This window comes from Bradyrhizobium sp. LVM 105 (genome assembly GCF_003957705.1).
Lineage (GTDB): Bacteria > Pseudomonadota > Alphaproteobacteria > Rhizobiales > Xanthobacteraceae > Bradyrhizobium > Bradyrhizobium frederickii.
The window spans coordinates 13,514-30,539 of sequence record NZ_QZMV01000004.1; the positions used below are offsets into that span (position 1 = coordinate 13,514).

Consider the following 17,026-nt stretch of genomic DNA (forward strand, 5'->3'; position numbering starts at 1 on the left):
CCTGATGGCGCGCGTTTTTCAATGACTTGACACCCCCCGGGTCGATAGCCACCTAATGTCGGCGGCGAGCGAGAATTCTCTTCCAGATTCGCCTCAGTTCCGATCCGGCGAGCCGGTCCAACTCGTAGAGGACCGACCGGTCTTGCGGATCACCTCGGCACCTTGTGGCGGTTGCGCATGAGCATGGCGGGCTGCGTGCAAGGGGGCAAAGCAAAAGGAAAAGGCCATGACTAATCCAAAAACCCGGCCAACCATCGTCCATGGCGAAACGCACGCCTATCCTGTGCTGCCGCTGCGCGACATCGTCGTCTTCCCGCACATGATCGTTCCGCTCTTCGTCGGTCGCGAGAAGTCGATCCGCGCGCTCGAGGAGGTGATGAAGAACGATGCGCTGATCATGCTCGCGACGCAGAAGAACGCGTCCGACGATGATCCGGCGCCCGATGCCATTTACGAGACCGGGACGCTCGCCAGCGTGCTGCAGCTCTTGAAGCTTCCCGACGGCACCGTGAAGGTGCTGGTCGAAGGGCTCGAGCGCGCGCGCGTGTCGAAATACACCGATCGCGCCGATTATTACGAGGCGACGGCCGTCGCGCTCGCCGACACCGATGCGAAGTCGGTCGAGGCGGAGGCGCTGGCACGCTCGGTCGTGTCCGACTTCGAGAGCTATGTGAAGCTCAACAAGAAGATCTCGGCCGAGGTCGTCGGCGTCGTGCAGGCGATTACCGATTTCGCCAAGCTCGCCGACACCGTTGCCTCGCATCTCGCGGTCAAGATCGCGGATCGGCAAGGCATCCTGGAGACGCTGTCGGTCACTACGCGCCTGGAGAAGGTGCTGGGCCTGATGGAGAGCGAGATCTCGGTGCTGCAGGTCGAGAAGCGGATTCGTTCTCGTGTCAAACGACAAATGGAGAAGACCCAGCGCGAGTATTATCTCAACGAGCAGATGAAGGCGATCCAAAAGGAACTCGGCGACGACGACGGTCGCGACGAGCTCGCCGACCTCGAAGAGAAGATCTCCAAGACCAAGCTCTCCAAGGAAGCGCGCGAGAAGGCGCAGCATGAATTGAAGAAGCTGCGCCAGATGTCGCCGATGTCCGCGGAAGCGACCGTCGTGCGCAACTATCTGGATTGGCTGCTGTCGATTCCGTGGAACAAGAAGTCCAAGGTGAAGAAGGATCTGGAGGCTGCGCAGGCCATCCTGGATTCGGATCACTATGGGCTCGAGAAGGTTAAGGAACGCATCGTCGAGTATCTCGCGGTGCAGTCGCGCGCCAACAAGCTGACGGGCCCGATCCTGTGCCTCGTCGGACCTCCCGGCGTCGGCAAGACCTCGCTTGGCAAGTCGATCGCGAAGGCGACGGGGCGCGAATTCGTGCGCGTCTCGCTCGGCGGCGTGCGCGACGAGGCCGAGATCCGCGGTCACCGCCGCACCTATATCGGCTCGATGCCCGGCAAGATCATCCAGTCGATGCGGAAGGCGAAGTCGTCCAACCCGCTGTTCCTGCTGGACGAGATCGACAAGATGGGCGCCGATTTCCGCGGCGATCCGTCCTCCGCCTTGCTCGAGGTCCTCGACCCCGAGCAGAACGGGACCTTCAACGACCACTATCTCGAGGTCGACTACGATCTGTCCAACGTGATGTTCATCACCACCGCGAATACGCTCAATATTCCGGGGCCGCTGATGGACCGCATGGAGATCATCCGGATCGCGGGCTACACTGAGAACGAGAAGGTCGAGATCGCGCGCAAGCATCTGATCCCGAACGCGGTGTCCAAGCATGGCCTGGACTCCAAGGAGTTCTCGATCGACGACGACGCGCTGCTGCTGTTGATCCGCCGCTACACCCGCGAAGCGGGCGTGCGTAATCTGGAGCGTGAGCTCTCCACACTCGCCCGCAAGGCGGTGAAGGAGCTGATGATCTCCAAGAAGAAGTCGGTCAAGGTCACCGAGAAGACTCTGGAAGAGCTGCTCGGCGTGCCGAAGTACCGCTTCGGCGAGATCGAGAGCGAGGCGCAGGTCGGCATCGTCACCGGCCTTGCCTGGACCGACGTCGGCGGCGAGCTCTTGACGATCGAAGGCGTCATGATGCCCGGCAAGGGCAAGATGACGGTCACCGGCAATCTGCGTGATGTGATGAAGGAGTCGATCTCGGCGGCGGCGTCCTATGTCCGCTCGCGCGCGATCAACTACGGCATCGAGCCGCCGCTGTTCGACCGGCGCGACATCCACGTGCACGTGCCGGAGGGCGCGACGCCGAAGGACGGTCCGTCCGCAGGTGTCGCGATGGCCACCGCGATCATCTCGGTCATGACCGGCATCCCGGTCCGCCACGATGTCGCGATGACCGGCGAGATCACGCTGCGCGGCCGCGTGCTGCCGATCGGCGGCCTGAAGGAGAAGCTGCTGGCTGCGGCCCGCGGCGGTATCAAGACGGTGCTGATCCCCGAGGACAACGCCAAGGATCTCACGGAGATTTCCGATGCGATCAAGGGCGGCATGGAGATCATCCCGGTCTCCCGCCTCGACGACGTCATCGCCAAGGCGTTGGTGAAGAAGCCGACGCCGATCGTCTGGGAAGAGGACACCAAGGTGACGGTGAAGCCCGACGGCGACGAGGCCGCCGGCGGTCTGACCGCTCACTAGGCCGAAGCGAAAGATGATAAAACGGCGCCTTCGGGCGCCGTTTTTGTTTGGGGTGGAGGGGAGAGAGGGCGATGCAGATCGACGGCCAATGCCATTGCGGCAGGATCACCTATCAAGCCGAGATCGACCCCGAAGCCGTGTCGGTTTGCCATTGCACCGATTGCCAGACCCTGACCGGCTCGCCGTTCCGCGTGACGGCCATCTGTTCGGGAGCTGACATTCGCCTGACCGCCGGCACGCCAAAAATCTACGGCAAGCGCGGCGACAACGGCCGGATGCGCTTCCAGCACTTCTGCGCCGATTGCGGTTCCCCGCTGTTCACCAGCGGCGAGGGCGACCAGGCCGACGATTGGGGCATCCGCTGGGGCTCTATCCGCCAGCGCGACCAGCTGCGCCCCGTCCGGCAGATCTGGTGCCGGTCGGCCGCGGTGTGGATCGACGCGGTGCCGCTGCTGCCGGGGCGGCCGCAGGATTGAGGCCGGGACTGAAGTTCCGCGCTTGCCCGTCCGGGGCCTGTGAGGCTAAAGAGGCGGCGAGGGCGGTTAGCTCAGCTGGTTAGAGCATCTCGTTTACACCGAGAGGGTCCGCGGTTCGAATCCGTGACCGCCCACCAATCTGCCGGTCGGTGCGCTTGCGATTCAGCGCGGATCGGATCTACCCGACCGGCTCCCCGCGCGCGACGTCTGCGCTGGCCGCGGCGGCTTGATACCGGGTTTGCGCCGCTGACGGCTGCCATTGCCGAACCCAAGCGAGCGGGTTGGCCAGCAACGCTGTTAGCGGCTTGATCGCGGGTTTCTCAACAAGTGCAAAGATCAGCCAAGCCATGCCAGCGAGGAAACCTGGCAGCACGACGGCTCGAACGAGCAGGGCCGAATTATGGTCGCGGCCAATGTGAGCCCAGTGCAGGATCATATTCCCGATGTCCTGATGAAGCAGGTAGAGCGGATAGCTGATGACGCCGATGAAGGCCAAGGGGACGGCCACGGCGCGAAGCGATCGAAGCAGGACATGGTCATACCGCGCGGCAAGATAGACGGCCGCCGTGCCGGACCATAGCAGCAGCGACCGGTACATCTCGATTGCGACCGACGGCTGCTTGACGTTGAAATTCAGATGATAGAGTTCGACCGAGAACGCCACGGCGATTCCAATGATCGCCTCCCTCCTGCGCCCCCTGACGAGAGCTGCGACGCTCATGCCGGCAATGAAGAACGGAAAGAAATCGTTTGAGGTGTAGAAGTCCGTGCTGGTGGTCAGGGTCCGGAATATGGTCACCACGCAGAGCAACGCCACGAGCCGTTGCTTGAGGCCCAGCGCCATCATCACGAAGCAGAAGAGGTAGAACTGAAACTCAATCTGCAATGACCAATAGGCGCCGTCGGGCAAATGATGATCGACGTGGAGGACGTTGAGAGTCGGGAGAGATATCAGCGTATAGACGTAGTCGAACCAAGTCACTCCACGGCCTTGCTCGACCAGATCGGGCATCACATTCTTGAACAGCGTCGTCAGGAAGCCGCAGACGATCAGCGCCGGCAGCAGGCGGCCGAGCCTCTTGGCGTAGAAGTGCCAGGCCGATTGCGAGGTCTCAACGCTGAATGCGATGCAATAGCCGCTGATGATGAAGAACAGCAGGACGCCAAACGTACCGCGATTGAAGACCTGAAGCGGCACAAAATGAAAGAGCAGCACCCAGATGATCGCGATGGCGCGCAGGCAATCGATGCCGACTGATCGTTCGGATTTCAAAGGGTTTCCCCATGTTTCCCGAGTTAGAACAGTGGGTCTCGATTGTGTCAACTCTGGACCGGTCGCACACGTCGCTCCCGTACCTTTCCGCTCGCGACTGTAGCTGCCGCAGATAGCTCGCCGGAATCGGTCTTGCGTCCGGGAACTGCATGCGGATAAGCCTCTTTCGGCGGGGCGGGCGGCCCAGCCCGAAGGAGAATGCGATGCAACAGCCTGGCCACGAGCAGAATGCCGACCAGATCGCCTATTGGAACGGCCCGAGCGGGCAGCGCTGGGCCGATCGCCACGCGGCCCAGGAGAACCTGCTCGGACCCATTGCCGACGCGCTGATCGACCGCGCCCGGCCGAAGCCGGGTGAGCGCGTCCTCGACGTCGGCTGCGGCTCCGGCGCGACGACGTTCGCGTTCGCCAAGGCTGTCGCGCCCGACGGGTTTGCGCTCGGCCTCGACGTCTCTGAGCCGATGCTGTCGCAGGCGCGTGCACTGGCGCCAAAGGGCCTGCCGCTCGATTTCGTGCTGGCGGATGCGACGGTGTACCCGTTCGAGCCGGCGAGCTTCGATCTGCTCGCCTCGCGCTTTGGCGTGATGTTCTTCGCCGATCCGATCGCGTCCTTCACCAATCTGCGACGCGCGCTGAAGCCGTCGGGTCGGCTCGCCTTCGCCTGCTGGCGCGAGCCCAAGGAGAATCCGTGGATGATGGCGCCGCTGATGGCGGTCTACAAGCACGTGCCGAAGATGCCGCCGGTCGGGCCGGAGGAGCCGGGCCCGTTCGCCTTCGCTTCGGAGGAGCGCGTGATGCGCATCCTGAAAGGCGCAGGCTTCGTGGACGTGGCGATGCAGCCGCACAATCTGCCGATGGATGTCGCGATCGGCGGCGGGCTCGATGCCGCCGTCGACGGCGCGCTGCAGATCGGCCCCGCCAGCCGTGCGCTGCAGGGCCATCCGCCGGAGACGTACGATGCCGCCAAGGCGTCGATCCGTGAGATGCTGACGCCATTCCTGAAAGGGCAGAGCGTGGCGTTGCAGGGTGCGATCTGGATCGTGACGGCGAAGGTGGGGTGAGGCTCGGCGCTCTCTCCACGCCCGTCATTGCGAGGAGCGAAGCGACGAAGCAATCCAGAGTCTTTCTGCGGAAGGATTCTGGATTGCTTCGCTGCGCTCGCAATGACGAAAATCTACGAACTGGGTCACTTGCGGCCGCAGATATGAGTTGGTCGAATCGACGACAGCACGCTGCCGTGGAGGGTGAGCCGTCACCCGCTTTGATCCTCGAGATTTCAGCTGCTGGCGTGAAGCGGTTGACCGAGGAGCAGGGCCACTAGGTCGCCTTCGCAGTGAGCACACGCTCGATGAGCGACAGCAGGGCGCCGCCCAGATCGCTGGCGGCGTCGATCTGAGCGAACACGGGGTAGTGTGGGCGGGCTTCGTGGCCGATCAAGACGGCTGCGAGTTGCACCTCGCCAGTTCCTTGGATCCGTTCGATCACGTCGCGGAGGTGATCCCAGAGGTAGTCCTTGCCATTGGCTTGAAGCGTCGAGTCATCGACCGGCGCGCCATCTGACAAGACAATGAGATGCTTGCGTCGGTGCGGCAAGGCTCGCAAGCGGCATTCCGCCCACAGGATTGCTTCACCGTCGATATTCTCCTTGAGCAAATCTGGGCGGAGCATCTGGCCGAGATGCCACGCGCTGATGCCTTTGTCATTCGGGCTTTGGTAGACGATGTGAAGGAGATCATTCAACCGGCCCGGGTTTTCTGGTGGTCTAAAGCGCCACTTCCACCGCCTGCGCGAGCGTCCGCCACGCCATTGCGAGGTTGTGAAGCCGAGCACCTCGTGCGCAATCCCTAGCGATTCCAGAAACCTGTGGACCACTTCTATCGCGGCTGCCGTGTACAGGATCTTTTGCCCCCGCATTGAGCCCGAATGGTCGATGAGAATGGAGACGACGGCATCCGCCCGTCCGGCGTCTCCAAGAGTCGATCTGATCCGGATCGCAGTCTCGGAAGCAGTAATTTCGAGGTCTGTTTTCCAAGGCAGCAGGCGCATTGCCAGCACCCGCCTGGCCTCGTCGAGTGCCGCTTGCTCGTTGGGAGATAGCGGACCCAGGACTGAGTCGATCTCGCCGGCGCGGATCTCTTTGTCAAACTTGGTCGTATAGACGCGATATTCCGACGGCATGCGCTTTTCGACGGCAGGGATGGGCAAAGGGGCAGTCTCACATTTTGAGCAGCGCCGGTGCAACCGGCAACCGGCACAGCCGTTGCCGTCTCCTCACACCACATCATCAGGCGCCAGCGCGCAGCCGTTGTCGGGATGGGTCTCGACCTGGAGCGTGGTGTGGCCGATGCGGAAGGATGTCTTCAAGAGCTGCGCCGTCTGCATCAGGAATGCGTCGTCCGCGCCGGCGGGCATGACGAGATGGCAGGTCAACGCCGTCTCGGTCGTCGAGATCGGCCAGACGTGCAGGTCGTGGATGGCCGACACGCCGGGACGCGCGAGCAAAAACGCCCTGATCGCGGCGAGGTCGGTGCCTTTGGGTGCGGCTGCCATCGACATGTCGATCGAGCCACGCAAGAGGCTGGTGGTGCTCCAGAGAATCGTGGCGCAGATGGCGAGACTGGTGACGGGGTCAAGCCAGAGCCAGCCCGTCCAGATGATCAGCGCCGCCGAGACCACGACGCCGAACGAGACCGCGGCGTCGGCCGCCATGTGCAGATAGGCGCCTTCGATGTTGATATCGTCCTTGCGTCCGCCCGCGAACAGCAGGGCGGTGAAGCCATTGATGAGGATGCCGATGCCCGCCACCACCATCACGGTGACGCCCGCGACCGGCTCCGGTTCGCGCAGGCGCAGGATCGCTTCCCAACCGATCGCGCCGGTGGCGACCAGCAAGAAGATGGCGTTCGCCAGCGCCGCCAGGATGGTGGAGGCGCGCAGGCCATAGGTGAAGCGGCCGCTCGGCGCGCGTCGCGCTGCGATCGAGGCGCCCCAGGCGATGACGAGGCCGAGCACGTCGGACAGGTTATGGCCGGCGTCGGCGAGCAGGGCGGTAGAGTTGCCGATGTAGCCGTAGATCGCCTCGGCGACGACCAGCGCGGTGTTGAGCGAAATGCCGAGCGCGAACGCCTTGCCGAAATTCGCGGGGACATGGACATGGCCGTGCCCATGACCATGACCATGATCATGCGAATGGCCGGCATGATCCTGGTGGTGATGAGCGTGGTGATCGTGGCCCAATTCTAGCGCTCCCCGGAAGCCGCCAAATCAGGCGTCATTGTAGGCGTTTCGCGCGCCCCGTCACGGCGGAACAGCACGTAGAGCGCCGGCAGCACCAGCAGGGTCAGGACGGTCGAGGAGATGATGCCGCCGATCACCACGGTCGCGAGCGGCCGCTGCACCTCGGCGCCGGCGCCGGTGGCGAGCGCCATCGGCACGAAGCCGAGCGAGGCGACGAGCGCCGTCATCAGCACCGGCCGCAGCCGCGTCAGCGCGCCCTCGCGCACGGCCTCCGCGATGGGGCGCCCCTCGCTGCGCAGCCGCTCGATGAAGGCGATGATGACGAGGCCGTTGAGCACGGCGACGCCCGACAGCGCGATGAAGCCGACACTGGCGCTGATGGACAAGGGAATGTCGCGCAGCAGCAGCGCGGCAACGCCGCCGGTCAGCGCCAGCGGCACGCCGGAGAACACCAGCGCCGCGTCGGCCGCCGATCCCATGCTCATGAACAGCAGCAGGAACACCAGCAGCAACGCCACCGGCACCACGATGGTCAGCCGCTTGGTCGCCGAGACCAGCTGCTCGAACTGGCCGCCCCAGCCGATGAAGTAGCCCGGCGGCAGCTTGACCTTCTCGGCCACCGCTGTCTCGGCCTCGGCTACGAAGGAGCCGAGGTCGCGCGCGCGGACATTGGCGGTGACGACGATCCGTCTCTTGCCGTTCTCGCGGCTGATCTGGTTGGGCCCGGGCGTCGCATCGACGGTTGCGACCGACGACAGCGGCACGTAGCGCATCTGGGCGAGGGGAGAGGCGACGAGGGCGGTTCGAATGGCCGGGCCGGAGCCGGCCTCCTCGCCAGGCGGCAACGGGATGGGGATCGCCCGGATCGCCTCGAGATTGCCGCGCAAATGCTCGGGCAAGCGGACCACGATGTCGAAACGGCGGTCGCCCTCGAACAGCTTGCCGGCGGACTTGCCGCCGACTGCGATCTCGACGATGCCCTGCACCTCAGCGACGCTGAGGCCGTAGCGGGCGAGCGCCTGGCGGTCGAGCCGGACGGTGAGGATGGGCAGGCCCGCGACCTGCTCGATCTTGACGTCGCTGGCGCCTCGGATGCCGCGGATCGCGGCCTCGACCTGCCTTGCAGCACCTTGCAGGATGTCGAGGTCATCGCCGAAAATCTTGACGCCGACATCGCTGCGCACGCCGGAGATCAGCTCGTTGACCCGGAACTGGATCGGCTGGGACAGTTCATAGGCGCTGCCGGGAATGTCGTCCGCGGCATGGTCGATGGCCTCGATCACCTCCGATTTCGGCTTGTCCGGGTCGGGCCATTCGCTGCGTGGCTTGAGCATGATGTAGCCGTCGGTCTGCGCCGGCGACATCGGGTCGGTCGCGATCTCGGCGGTGCCGATGCGGGTGAAGAACTCCTTCACCTCCGGAATCTGCGTGATGCGCTTTTCCAGCGCCTTCTGCAGATCCAGCGATTGCGTCAGGCTGGTGCCGGGAATCCGGATCGAGGCAAGCGCGACGTCGCCTTCGTCCAGGCTCGGAATGAACTCGCCGCCCATGCGCGAAGCAGCGATCCCGCTGGCGATCACGATGAGCGCGGCCATGATGGCGACGGCCGCGCGGTTGTCGATGGCCCAGCGGAGCAGGGGCAGATAGCCGCGCTTCGCCATCCGCATGAACAGGTTTTCGTGCTCGGACACCTTGCCGGTGACGAAGATGGCCACCGCCGCCGGCACGAACGTGATCGAGAACAGCACGGCGGCGCCCAGCGCCATCAGCACGGTCAGCGCCATCGGCGTGAACATCTTGCCTTCGACGCCGGTCAGCGTCAGCACGGGCAGGTAGACCACCGCGATGATCAGCGTTCCGAACAGGCTCGGCTTGATGACTTCGCTCGACCCGCGCAGGATCGCGCGCAGCCGCTCCGGGAGCGTGAGCAGGCGCCCCTTCTCGCGCTGGGCCGCAGCCAGCATGCGCAGGCAATTCTCGACGATGATCACTGCACCGTCGACGATGATGCCGAAATCGATCGCGCCCAGGCTCATCAGGTTCGCGCTGACCCTGGTCTCGACCATGCCGGTGATCGTCATCGCCATCGATAGCGGAATGACGCAGGCCACCACGAGCGCCGCGCGGATGTTGCCGAGGATCAGGAACAGCACCGCCACCACCAGCGCCGCGCCCTCCAGCAGGTTGTTCCTGACGGTGCGGATGGTGGCTTCGACGAGGTCGGTGCGATCGTAGACGGTCCGCGTCACGACGCCTTCGGGCAGCGATTTGGCGATGTCCTCGAGCCGGGCCGCGACGCGGCGCGCCACCGTGCGGCTGTTCTCGCCGATCAGCAGCATGGCGGTGCCGAGCACGGTTTCCTCGCCGTCGCGCGTCGCAGCTCCCGTGCGCAGATCGCGGCCCTCGGTGACGGTCGCGACGTCCCTGATCCTGACGGGATTGCCGCCGCGCGAGCCGATCACGATGTCCTGGATCTCGCTGATGTTGCCGACCTGGCCCGGCGAACGAACCAGATATTGCTCGCCGTTGCGCTCGATATAGCCGGCGCCGACATTGGCGTTGTTGGCGGCGAGCGCCGTCATCACGTCGCGGAAGCCGAGCCGGTAGGCCATCAGCTTGCCGGGGTCCGGCAGTACGTGGAATTGCCGTTCGAAGCCGCCGATGGTGTTGATCTCGATCACGCCGGGCACGTTGCGAAGCTGCGGCTTGATGATCCAGTCCTGCACGGTGCGCAATTCGGTCAGCGAATAGTCGTGGCCGCCTTGCGTCTTCGCGCCCGCCTTGGCCTCGACTGTGTACATGAAGATTTCGCCGAGCCCGGTCGAGACCGGGCCCATCGCGACCTCGACGCCAACAGGCAGCTGGTCCTTCACCTGCTGGATGCGTTCGCCGACGAGCTGGCGGGCGAAGAAGATGTCGGTGCCGTCCTTGAAGACGACCGTCACCTGGCTGAGGCCGTAGCGCGACAGCGAGCGGGTGTAGTCGAGTTTCGGCAGGCCTCCCATCGCGGTCTCGACCGGGAAGGTGATGCGCTGCTCGGTCTCGAGCGGGGAATAGCCGGGCGCGCGGGTGTTGATCTGGACCTGGACGTTGGTGACGTCAGGCACGGCGTCGATCGGCAGGCGCTGGAAGTTCCAGGCCCCGAAAGCGATGGCGCCGAGCGCGAGCAGGAGGACCAGCCAGCGCTGGGCAAGCGAGACGGCGATGAGGCGCTCAATCATGCTCGGCCTCGCCCTTGCCCATCTCCGCCTTCACGACAAAACTGTTCTCGGCGACGTAATGCTCGCCGGCAGAAAGCCCCGCCTTGATCTCGACGTGGCGGGGATCGGAATCTCCAAGCTCGACCGGGCGGGCCTCGATCTTGTCGCCGTCCTCGCGGACGAACACGATGGTCCGGCTCTCCAGCGTCTGAATCGCGCTCCGGCGCACGGCGACCGCGACGTTGCGTGCGGCGAGGATCAGCCGCGCCGTGACGAACAGGCCGGGACGCAGGCGCCCGTCCGGGTTTTGCAGCACCACGCGCGCCAATGCGGTCTGGGTCTCGCTCGAGCCGATCGGCGCCATATAGGAGATCGTGCCCTTGATCTCGCCGCGGCCGTCGTCGGGATCGATCAGCACCTCGTCGTTGAGGTGGACACGCCGGAGATCCTGCCGGTAGATCGAAAGATCGACCCAGATGGTGGAGAGGTCGGCGACGACGAAGGCCGGCTTCTGCTCGGAGGCGTATTCGCCGAGCGAGATCTGCCGCTCGATGATGGTGCCGGCGAACGGCGCCTTGAGCTCATAGACGGTGAGACTCTGGTTGCTCTCGATCGCGGCAAGCAGATCGTCCTTGGCGACCTTGTCGCCGATGCGCTTCAGGATGGATTTGACGACGCCCGGAAAGCGCGGCGTCACCTGCACCACGGCTTCCTGGTTCGCGCGCAGGATGCCGTTGAAGGCGAGCGTGTCGGTCAGCGTCGCGCCCGCGGCCTCCGCCAGCGTGACGCCAGCGGCGGCCAGCTTGACGTCGGAGATGCGGATGCGGTCGGCGCCGTGTTCGTCCTGCTCGACATGGTCGTTCGGCTTCTTTTCGGCATGCTCGGCATGCTCGGTGTGTGCGAGCTTGTCCGGGGCGAGCAGGGAATAGCCGTAAGCGCCGAGCGCGGCGGCAACGATGGCAACGACAATGGTGGAGGACGTCTTCATCGTGCGCTCTCCCGCGCCAGCGTGAAGGGATTGCCGACGAGGCCTTCGATGATCGCAACGCCGGCGTGGAAATTCTGCAGCGCCTCCTGCTCGCGCAGCCGGGCCTGGGCGACGCTGGCCTGGGCATCGAGCACCTCGAGCAGGGTGAAGCGGCCCTGGCCGTAGCCTTGCGAGATCGCCTCGGACGCTTCGACTGCCTTGGGAATGGCGGTCTCGCGCAGCACCGCGAGCTCGCGCAGCGAGCCCTGCAGCGAGTCGTAGGCGCGCCCGGCAATCACGATCAGCGTGTTACGGTTGGCCTCGCGCTCGGCTTTGGTCTTGGCAAGGCTTTCCTGCGCCGACAGGATGTTGCCCTGGTTCCGGTCGAACACGGGGATCGGAACCGAGAGGGACAGCCGCACCGCGTCGTCATTGGTCTCGCTATAGTGACGCCAGCCGGCGGCAATCCGTACATCAGGATAAGGCTTGAGCCGCGCCAGCAGCAGCTCGGCGTTGCGCTGGGCAAACACCGCGGTCCAGCGCACCAGCTGCGGATTGGCGTCGATGGCGGCGACGACGGATTGGAACGTCGGCGGCTTGCCCATGGTGTCGAGCCGGCCGGAGACCTCGCCGAATTTCGCGGCGGGATCGCCCATCAGCACCGCAAGCTCGCGCCGGGCGCTCGCCAGGCTCGCCTTGAAGCGTTCGCGGTCGGCCCTCACCAGGGCGGAGGCGACCTCGGCGCGGCCGGTCTCGGCCGGCGAGGAGGCGCCGGCCTCGACGCGGCGGCGCAGCAGCGGGGTCAGGCGGTCGATGGCGGCGATCTGCTCGTCGAGGATCTGGATGCGGCGCTGCGCGCCGAGCACGCTGAGGAAGGCGATCGCGGTCTCCGACAGCACTTCGAGCCTGACGGCCTTGCGCTGGATCGCCGCGACTTCGACACCGGCCGCTCCGGCCGCGATCCGCGCGTCGCGCTTGCCGAACAGCTCGAAGGCCTGGCTGATCTGGAGCGTGGTCTCGGCCGATCGCGTCCCGCGATATTTGCCGGAGCCGAGTGAATCGTCCTGCTCGTAGGACAGCTCCGGATTGAGCAGCGCGCCGGCCTGGATGCGCTGGCCCGTGGCGATGCCGACGTCGCGCTCCGCCGCCGTCAGCCGCGGGCTCGCGGCCAGCGCGCGCGACAGTGCACTGCGCATCGTCAAAGTCTGGGCCTGCGACGGCGGTGCAAGCGCCACTCCGGCAATCAGACACGCTGCCGCGCACGCCAGGCGCGCGGCCATTCCCCTGCGAAACATGAAACCGACCTGTGAAGGATGAACCTAATGGGCGCTGAACGCCCGACCAATCCGTTCAGGCAATGCGTTTGGGGGGCGGAGAGTCAGTTTCGGGGACAATGCCGGCGAGCCGGGAGGCATGTTGCGGGCGTGTTGCCGGCACGGGCGCGACCGACGCGGCCGATGGCGCCGGCTGGGTGACCGTCAGCGAGAAGCAGCCATGACAATGATGTCCGCCGACGGCCTTGTGGTCGCTATGGCCCGAGGGTTCGTCCAGGACCGCGGCAGTTTCCGAGCCGCCGCCGGGCGTGGTCACGTCGATATCGTGCGAGGCGTGCAGGGCGCCCGCAAGCAGATACACCACCGCGATCAGCACGGACAGCAGCCCGCGCCAATGGCACGGACGGCAGGTTGCTGAGGGCTGGCGGGTGGCGAGCACGACGTCACTCTGGTTGCGGTCGATGCCCGGCCTAGCATGGCGGCCGGAACAGTGTCGACCCGCAACATTGTTACGTCCCTGGAACAATTGCCGCAGCGGTGCACGCGAGCCGATCGCGTTTCATCGGCGGGCGATATGGCGCCGGCGCGAAGCCAATGTCTCGATCGTGGCCATGCGAACCGGCGCCGGTGCGGCGGTCGCAGACACGGAAAGGCCCCAGCCGGAACTAGCCGACTGAGGCCTTGTGCTCACAATCTTCATCCTTGGGACTCCAGCACTCAATTCGCATCCCGCCCATTCGTTCCCGCCGATCTCTGCAATTTGGAACGTTCCTCATACGTCGCGATTAGGCGTCAGAAGAAACTGAGGAGGACGGACAATGGACGGACTGATTTATCTGATCGGCTTGGTCGTCGTCATCATGGCGATCCTGTCGTTCTTCGGCCTGCGTTGAGGCGGCCGCAATGACGGTCGAAACGCTCATGCGGGAAGAAATCATGGAAGGCGGCCTGGAAGGCGAAGCCCCCCGCACAATCCAATGGAGCTCGGTGTTCGCAGGCGCTCTCGCCGCCAGCGCAATGTCGTTCATCCTGATCGGATTTGGTGTCGCGGTCGGCTTGGGGGTCAGTTCGGCCTCGCCGACTTGGCGCGATGCATCGGCAGCGCTGGCGCTGCTCTCCGGACTCTATTTGATCATCCAGGCGATCGTCAGCTTCGGCTTCGGCGGCTACATCGCCGGCCGGACGGCCCGACCGGCGCCTGCGCTTGCAACCATCGAGGATGATGGCGAGCGGCGGGACGGCCTGCACGGGCTGACTTCCTGGGCCCTGGCGGTGCTGGCTGGCGCGGCTCTGCTCGCGCTTCTCGGCGCTGCCGCGCTCGATCGTTCGCCGATGCGGAGCTCAGCCAGCAATACGTCCGCGGCCGAGCCTCTGTTGAGCTATGAGCTCGACAAGCTGTTTCGCGCACCCCGCCGCGCGCCGAACATCGATCTGAGGGAGGCGCGGGCTGAAGCGGGACGCATTCTGATGACGTCGTCCAGCCACAGCGGTGTCAGCACCGATGACCGGGCCTACCTGGTGCAACAGGTTGCTGGTCTCACAGGGCTGGCGGCCCCCGACGCCGAACGGCGCGTCGATGCGCTGATCGCGGATTCGAGGACGGCGATCAACCGCGCGCGTCGCAACTCGATCATCGTGGCATTTTCGGTCGCGGCCGCGACCCTGATCGGCGCCGCGGTGGCCTGGGCTGCAGCCGTCGCCGGCGGTCGGCATCGCGATGGAGAGCCGTTGCCGAACTGGATGGCGAGCTCAAATCGTTTCCATCGCAATCCGCGCGTGATGCCGGTGCCGTAGTTTTCGAGGCGTGCCTCTACCTGCCTGTGCCCGCGTGCCGGCGGACGAACTCGGTAACGAGACTTGTGACGTCCGCCGGGCGCTCCAGGCTGGGGAGATGGGCTACGTCAGGCATTTCATGGCCCTGCGCGCCCGGGACTGCCGCGACGACGTGGCGACAGCGATCCTGAACATAGGGGAAGTCGAGTTCACCCCAGACGACAAGGGTAGGCACCGCGATCTCATGAAGCCGGTAGTAGAAGGGTTGAATATCGACGTCTGATCCGAACGGTGCGGAGCGGAGTGCGATGCCGTTCATGTCGAGGAGCAGATCGCGGGCGGGACCGGTGACGCGGCCTTCGAGAGCCAGCGGACCATCCAGCCACAGGCGCGCCTTCATCGCGTTCAACCGTTCGAGGTCGCCGGAGGCCTCGGCCTGCTTCGATTGCTTCATCAACGCCTCGATGTCGGGGCCATAGACCGGATCGGGTGCGCCTGCGACATTCGGAGCGATCAGAACGAGGGCGCGAACGCGGGAGGGATGCCGGACCGCGGCATCGAGCGCGATGCGCCCGCCGAGGGAGCAGCCGACGAGGATTGCGGGCTGGCCGCCTGCGGTCGCCTCCAGCACCGCGACGAGGTCGGCGAGGGCGGAAAAGTCTTCAGGCTCGGCGCGGGTTTCGCCGAACCCGCGTCGGTCATAAGCGACCACCTTGTGGGTGGCGCTCATGCGATCGAATTGGGCGCGCCACATGCGCCGGTCGCACACATTGGCATGAAGAAAGACGACGGTCTCGCCGTCGCCTGCGACTTCCGTTGCGAGGCTGGCACGGCCGGATGGGATGTATTGCATCGAATTGCGAAGTCGATTCTCGTCGCGCGTCAGGCCTTCTCCTCCCAGATCATCGCGAGATGGACGATGGTCTGCACCGCCTTTTCCATGTCCTGCCGGCTGACCCATTCGAGCCGGGAGTGAAAGGCGTGCTCGCCGGCAAAGATGTTGGGGCAGGGCAGGCCCATGAAGGAAAGGCGCGAGCCGTCGGTGCCGCCGCGGATCGCGGTGCGCATCGGGCGCAGCCCGGCGCGGCGGATCGCCTCGATGGCGTATTCGAGCACGTGCGGGTGACGGTCGATCACCTGCTTCATGTTGCGGTATTGCTCCTTCACCTCGAATTTGTAGGTCGAGCGCGGATAGTCCTTCATCACGTCCTTGACGATGCTCTCGAGCAAATCCTCCTTCTCCTTCAGCCCTTCCTCGCTGAAGTCGCGGACGATGAAGGACAGCGTCGCCTGCTCCAGCGCGCCCTCGATGCCGATCGGATGCAGAAAACCCTGCTTGCCCGAGGTCGTCTCCGGCGAGCAGCCTTCGCGAGGCAGCCGCTCGACGATGGCAGCCGCGATCTTGATGGCGTGCTCCATCTTGCCCTTGGCGTAGCCGGGATGAGCGCTGACGCCGTTGATGGTGATGGTGGCGCCATCGGCCGAGAAGGTCTCGTCCTCGACGCAGCCGGCGCTTTCGCCGTCCATGGTGTAGCCGAAATCGGCGCCGAGCTTCTTCAGGTCGACATTGTCGACGCCGCGGCCGATCTCTTCGTCCGGCGTGAACAGGATCTTGATGGTGCCGTGCTTCACGTCAGGATTGTTGATGAAGAAATGCGCGGCATCCATGATCTCCGCGACGCCGGCCTTGTTGTCGGCACCCAACAGCGTCGTGCCGTCAGTGGTGATGATGTCGTTGCCGATCTGGTTCTTCAGCGCCGGATGCTCATTGAAGCGGATCACCTGGCTGGGGTCGCCCGGCAGGGCGATATCGCCGCCGCGATAGTTCTTCCAGATCTGCGGCTTGACGTCCTTGCCGGTGACGTCGGGCGAGGTGTCCATGTGCGAGCAGAAGCAGATCACCGGCACCTTCTTGTCGGTGTTGGCCGGGATCGTGCCGTAGACGTAGCCGTAATCGTCGAGATGGGCGTCCGCGACGCCCATGGCCTTCAGCTCGGCAGCGAGCACGCGGCCGAGATCCTTCTGCTTCTCGGTCGAGGGCGAGCGGGGGGATTCCGGATCGGACTGGGTGTCGATGGTGACGTAGCGCAGGAAGCGCTCGGTCACGGTGTGCGAAAAGGTGAGAGAGGACATTTCTGGTCAACCGCCGGGTCAGGGGATGAGATGCGATATACCA

At 65.0% G+C, this 17,026-nt stretch carries 13 protein-coding genes and 1 tRNA gene; 5 read left to right on the forward strand and 9 right to left on the reverse strand.

Annotated elements, in window-relative coordinates; translation table 11 throughout:
* The first annotated feature begins 226 nt into the window (after positions 1 to 226).
* The 3 genes from lon (at position 227) to D6B98_RS12470 (ending at position 3,263) form a co-directional block, all read left to right on the forward strand.
* A complete protein-coding gene (gene lon, locus D6B98_RS12460; RefSeq protein WP_126257311.1) occupies positions 227 to 2,650 on the forward strand; it encodes an endopeptidase La in 2,424 nt (807 codons plus the stop codon).
* 71 nt (positions 2,651 to 2,721) lie between these two features.
* Positions 2,722 to 3,126, forward strand: a complete 405-nt coding sequence (locus D6B98_RS12465; protein ID WP_126257312.1) for a GFA family protein — start codon at positions 2,722 to 2,724, stop codon at positions 3,124 to 3,126.
* A gap of 60 nt (positions 3,127 to 3,186) precedes the next feature.
* Positions 3,187 to 3,263 (forward strand) — tRNA-Val (locus D6B98_RS12470).
* Positions 3,264 to 3,304: 41 nt separating this feature from the next.
* On the opposite strand, the gene D6B98_RS12475 is transcribed toward D6B98_RS12470, so the two are convergent.
* The gene (locus D6B98_RS12475; RefSeq protein WP_349644816.1) at positions 3,305 to 4,342 is read right to left on the reverse strand and encodes an acyltransferase family protein; all 1,038 of its coding nucleotides are present in this window, start codon (positions 4,340 to 4,342) and stop codon (positions 3,305 to 3,307) included.
* 260 nt (positions 4,343 to 4,602) lie between these two features.
* Between D6B98_RS12475 and D6B98_RS12480 the strand changes: the two genes are divergently transcribed.
* Complete coding sequence (locus D6B98_RS12480) at positions 4,603 to 5,460, forward strand: class I SAM-dependent methyltransferase (protein WP_126257314.1); 858 nt, start codon at positions 4,603 to 4,605, stop codon at positions 5,458 to 5,460.
* A gap of 256 nt (positions 5,461 to 5,716) precedes the next feature.
* Here D6B98_RS12480 and D6B98_RS12485 read toward each other — a convergent pair whose 3' ends face one another.
* From D6B98_RS12485 to D6B98_RS12510, 6 genes are all read right to left on the reverse strand, one after another.
* Positions 5,717 to 6,577, reverse strand: a complete 861-nt coding sequence (locus tag D6B98_RS12485; protein ID WP_126257315.1) for a cobaltochelatase CobT-related protein — start codon at positions 6,575 to 6,577, stop codon at positions 5,717 to 5,719.
* 93 nt (positions 6,578 to 6,670) lie between these two features.
* Positions 6,671 to 7,636 carry a cation diffusion facilitator family transporter gene (locus tag D6B98_RS12490; RefSeq protein ID WP_126257316.1) on the reverse strand — a complete coding sequence of 322 codons (966 nt, stop codon included), beginning with the start codon at positions 7,634 to 7,636 and terminating at the stop codon, positions 6,671 to 6,673.
* 2 nt (positions 7,637 to 7,638) lie between these two features.
* Complete coding sequence (locus D6B98_RS12495) at positions 7,639 to 10,857, reverse strand: efflux RND transporter permease subunit (protein ID WP_126257317.1); 3,219 nt, start codon at positions 10,855 to 10,857, stop codon at positions 7,639 to 7,641.
* Positions 10,850 to 11,824, reverse strand: a complete 975-nt coding sequence (gene ihpB / locus D6B98_RS12500; protein WP_126257318.1) for a divalent metal ion exporter adaptor subunit IhpB — start codon at positions 11,822 to 11,824, stop codon at positions 10,850 to 10,852. Before ihpB ends, D6B98_RS12495 begins: the two co-directional genes overlap by 8 nt.
* Positions 11,821 to 13,098: a divalent metal ion exporter subunit IhpA gene (gene ihpA / locus D6B98_RS12505; RefSeq protein WP_126257319.1), complete on the reverse strand. Its 1,278-nt coding sequence runs from the start codon at positions 13,096 to 13,098 to the stop codon at positions 11,821 to 11,823. The genes ihpB and ihpA overlap by 4 nt, the downstream gene beginning before the upstream one ends.
* A 55-nt stretch (positions 13,099 to 13,153) precedes the next feature.
* Positions 13,154 to 13,516: a hypothetical protein gene (locus D6B98_RS12510; RefSeq protein WP_126257320.1), complete on the reverse strand. Its 363-nt coding sequence runs from the start codon at positions 13,514 to 13,516 to the stop codon at positions 13,154 to 13,156.
* Positions 13,517 to 13,980: 464 nt separating this feature from the next.
* Between D6B98_RS12510 and D6B98_RS12515 the strand changes: the two genes are divergently transcribed.
* Positions 13,981 to 14,871, forward strand: coding sequence for a hypothetical protein (locus D6B98_RS12515; RefSeq protein WP_126257321.1), 891 nt, complete (start codon positions 13,981 to 13,983; stop codon positions 14,869 to 14,871).
* A gap of 16 nt (positions 14,872 to 14,887) precedes the next feature.
* On the opposite strand, the gene D6B98_RS12520 is transcribed toward D6B98_RS12515, so the two are convergent.
* Complete coding sequence (locus D6B98_RS12520; RefSeq protein ID WP_126257322.1) at positions 14,888 to 15,703, reverse strand: alpha/beta fold hydrolase; 816 nt, start codon at positions 15,701 to 15,703, stop codon at positions 14,888 to 14,890.
* Positions 15,704 to 15,732: 29 nt separating this feature from the next.
* Positions 15,733 to 16,983 carry a peptidase T gene (gene pepT, locus D6B98_RS12525; RefSeq protein WP_126257323.1) on the reverse strand — a complete coding sequence of 417 codons (1,251 nt, stop codon included), beginning with the start codon at positions 16,981 to 16,983 and terminating at the stop codon, positions 15,733 to 15,735.
* Positions 16,984 to 17,026 lie beyond the last annotated feature (43 nt).

Excerpts from the sequence above, each read along its gene's own strand:
- lon (WP_126257311.1), top strand. The coding sequence starts at position 227 with ATGACTAATCCAAAAACCCGGCCAACCATCGTCCATGGCGAAACGCAC.
- D6B98_RS12465 (WP_126257312.1), top strand. The coding sequence starts at position 2,722 with ATGCAGATCGACGGCCAATGCCATTGCGGCAGGATCACCTATCAAGCC.
- D6B98_RS12480 (WP_126257314.1), top strand. The coding sequence starts at position 4,603 with ATGCAACAGCCTGGCCACGAGCAGAATGCCGACCAGATCGCCTATTGG.
- D6B98_RS12485 (WP_126257315.1), bottom strand. The coding sequence starts at position 6,577 with ATGCCGTCGGAATATCGCGTCTATACGACCAAGTTTGACAAAGAGATC.
- D6B98_RS12495 (WP_126257317.1), bottom strand. The coding sequence starts at position 10,857 with ATGATTGAGCGCCTCATCGCCGTCTCGCTTGCCCAGCGCTGGCTGGTC.
- ihpB (WP_126257318.1), bottom strand. The coding sequence starts at position 11,824 with ATGAAGACGTCCTCCACCATTGTCGTTGCCATCGTTGCCGCCGCGCTC.
- ihpA (WP_126257319.1), bottom strand. The coding sequence starts at position 13,098 with ATGTTTCGCAGGGGAATGGCCGCGCGCCTGGCGTGCGCGGCAGCGTGT.
- D6B98_RS12515 (WP_126257321.1), top strand. The coding sequence starts at position 13,981 with ATGACGGTCGAAACGCTCATGCGGGAAGAAATCATGGAAGGCGGCCTG.
- D6B98_RS12520 (WP_126257322.1), bottom strand. The coding sequence starts at position 15,703 with ATGCAATACATCCCATCCGGCCGTGCCAGCCTCGCAACGGAAGTCGCA.
- pepT (WP_126257323.1), bottom strand. The coding sequence starts at position 16,983 with ATGTCCTCTCTCACCTTTTCGCACACCGTGACCGAGCGCTTCCTGCGC.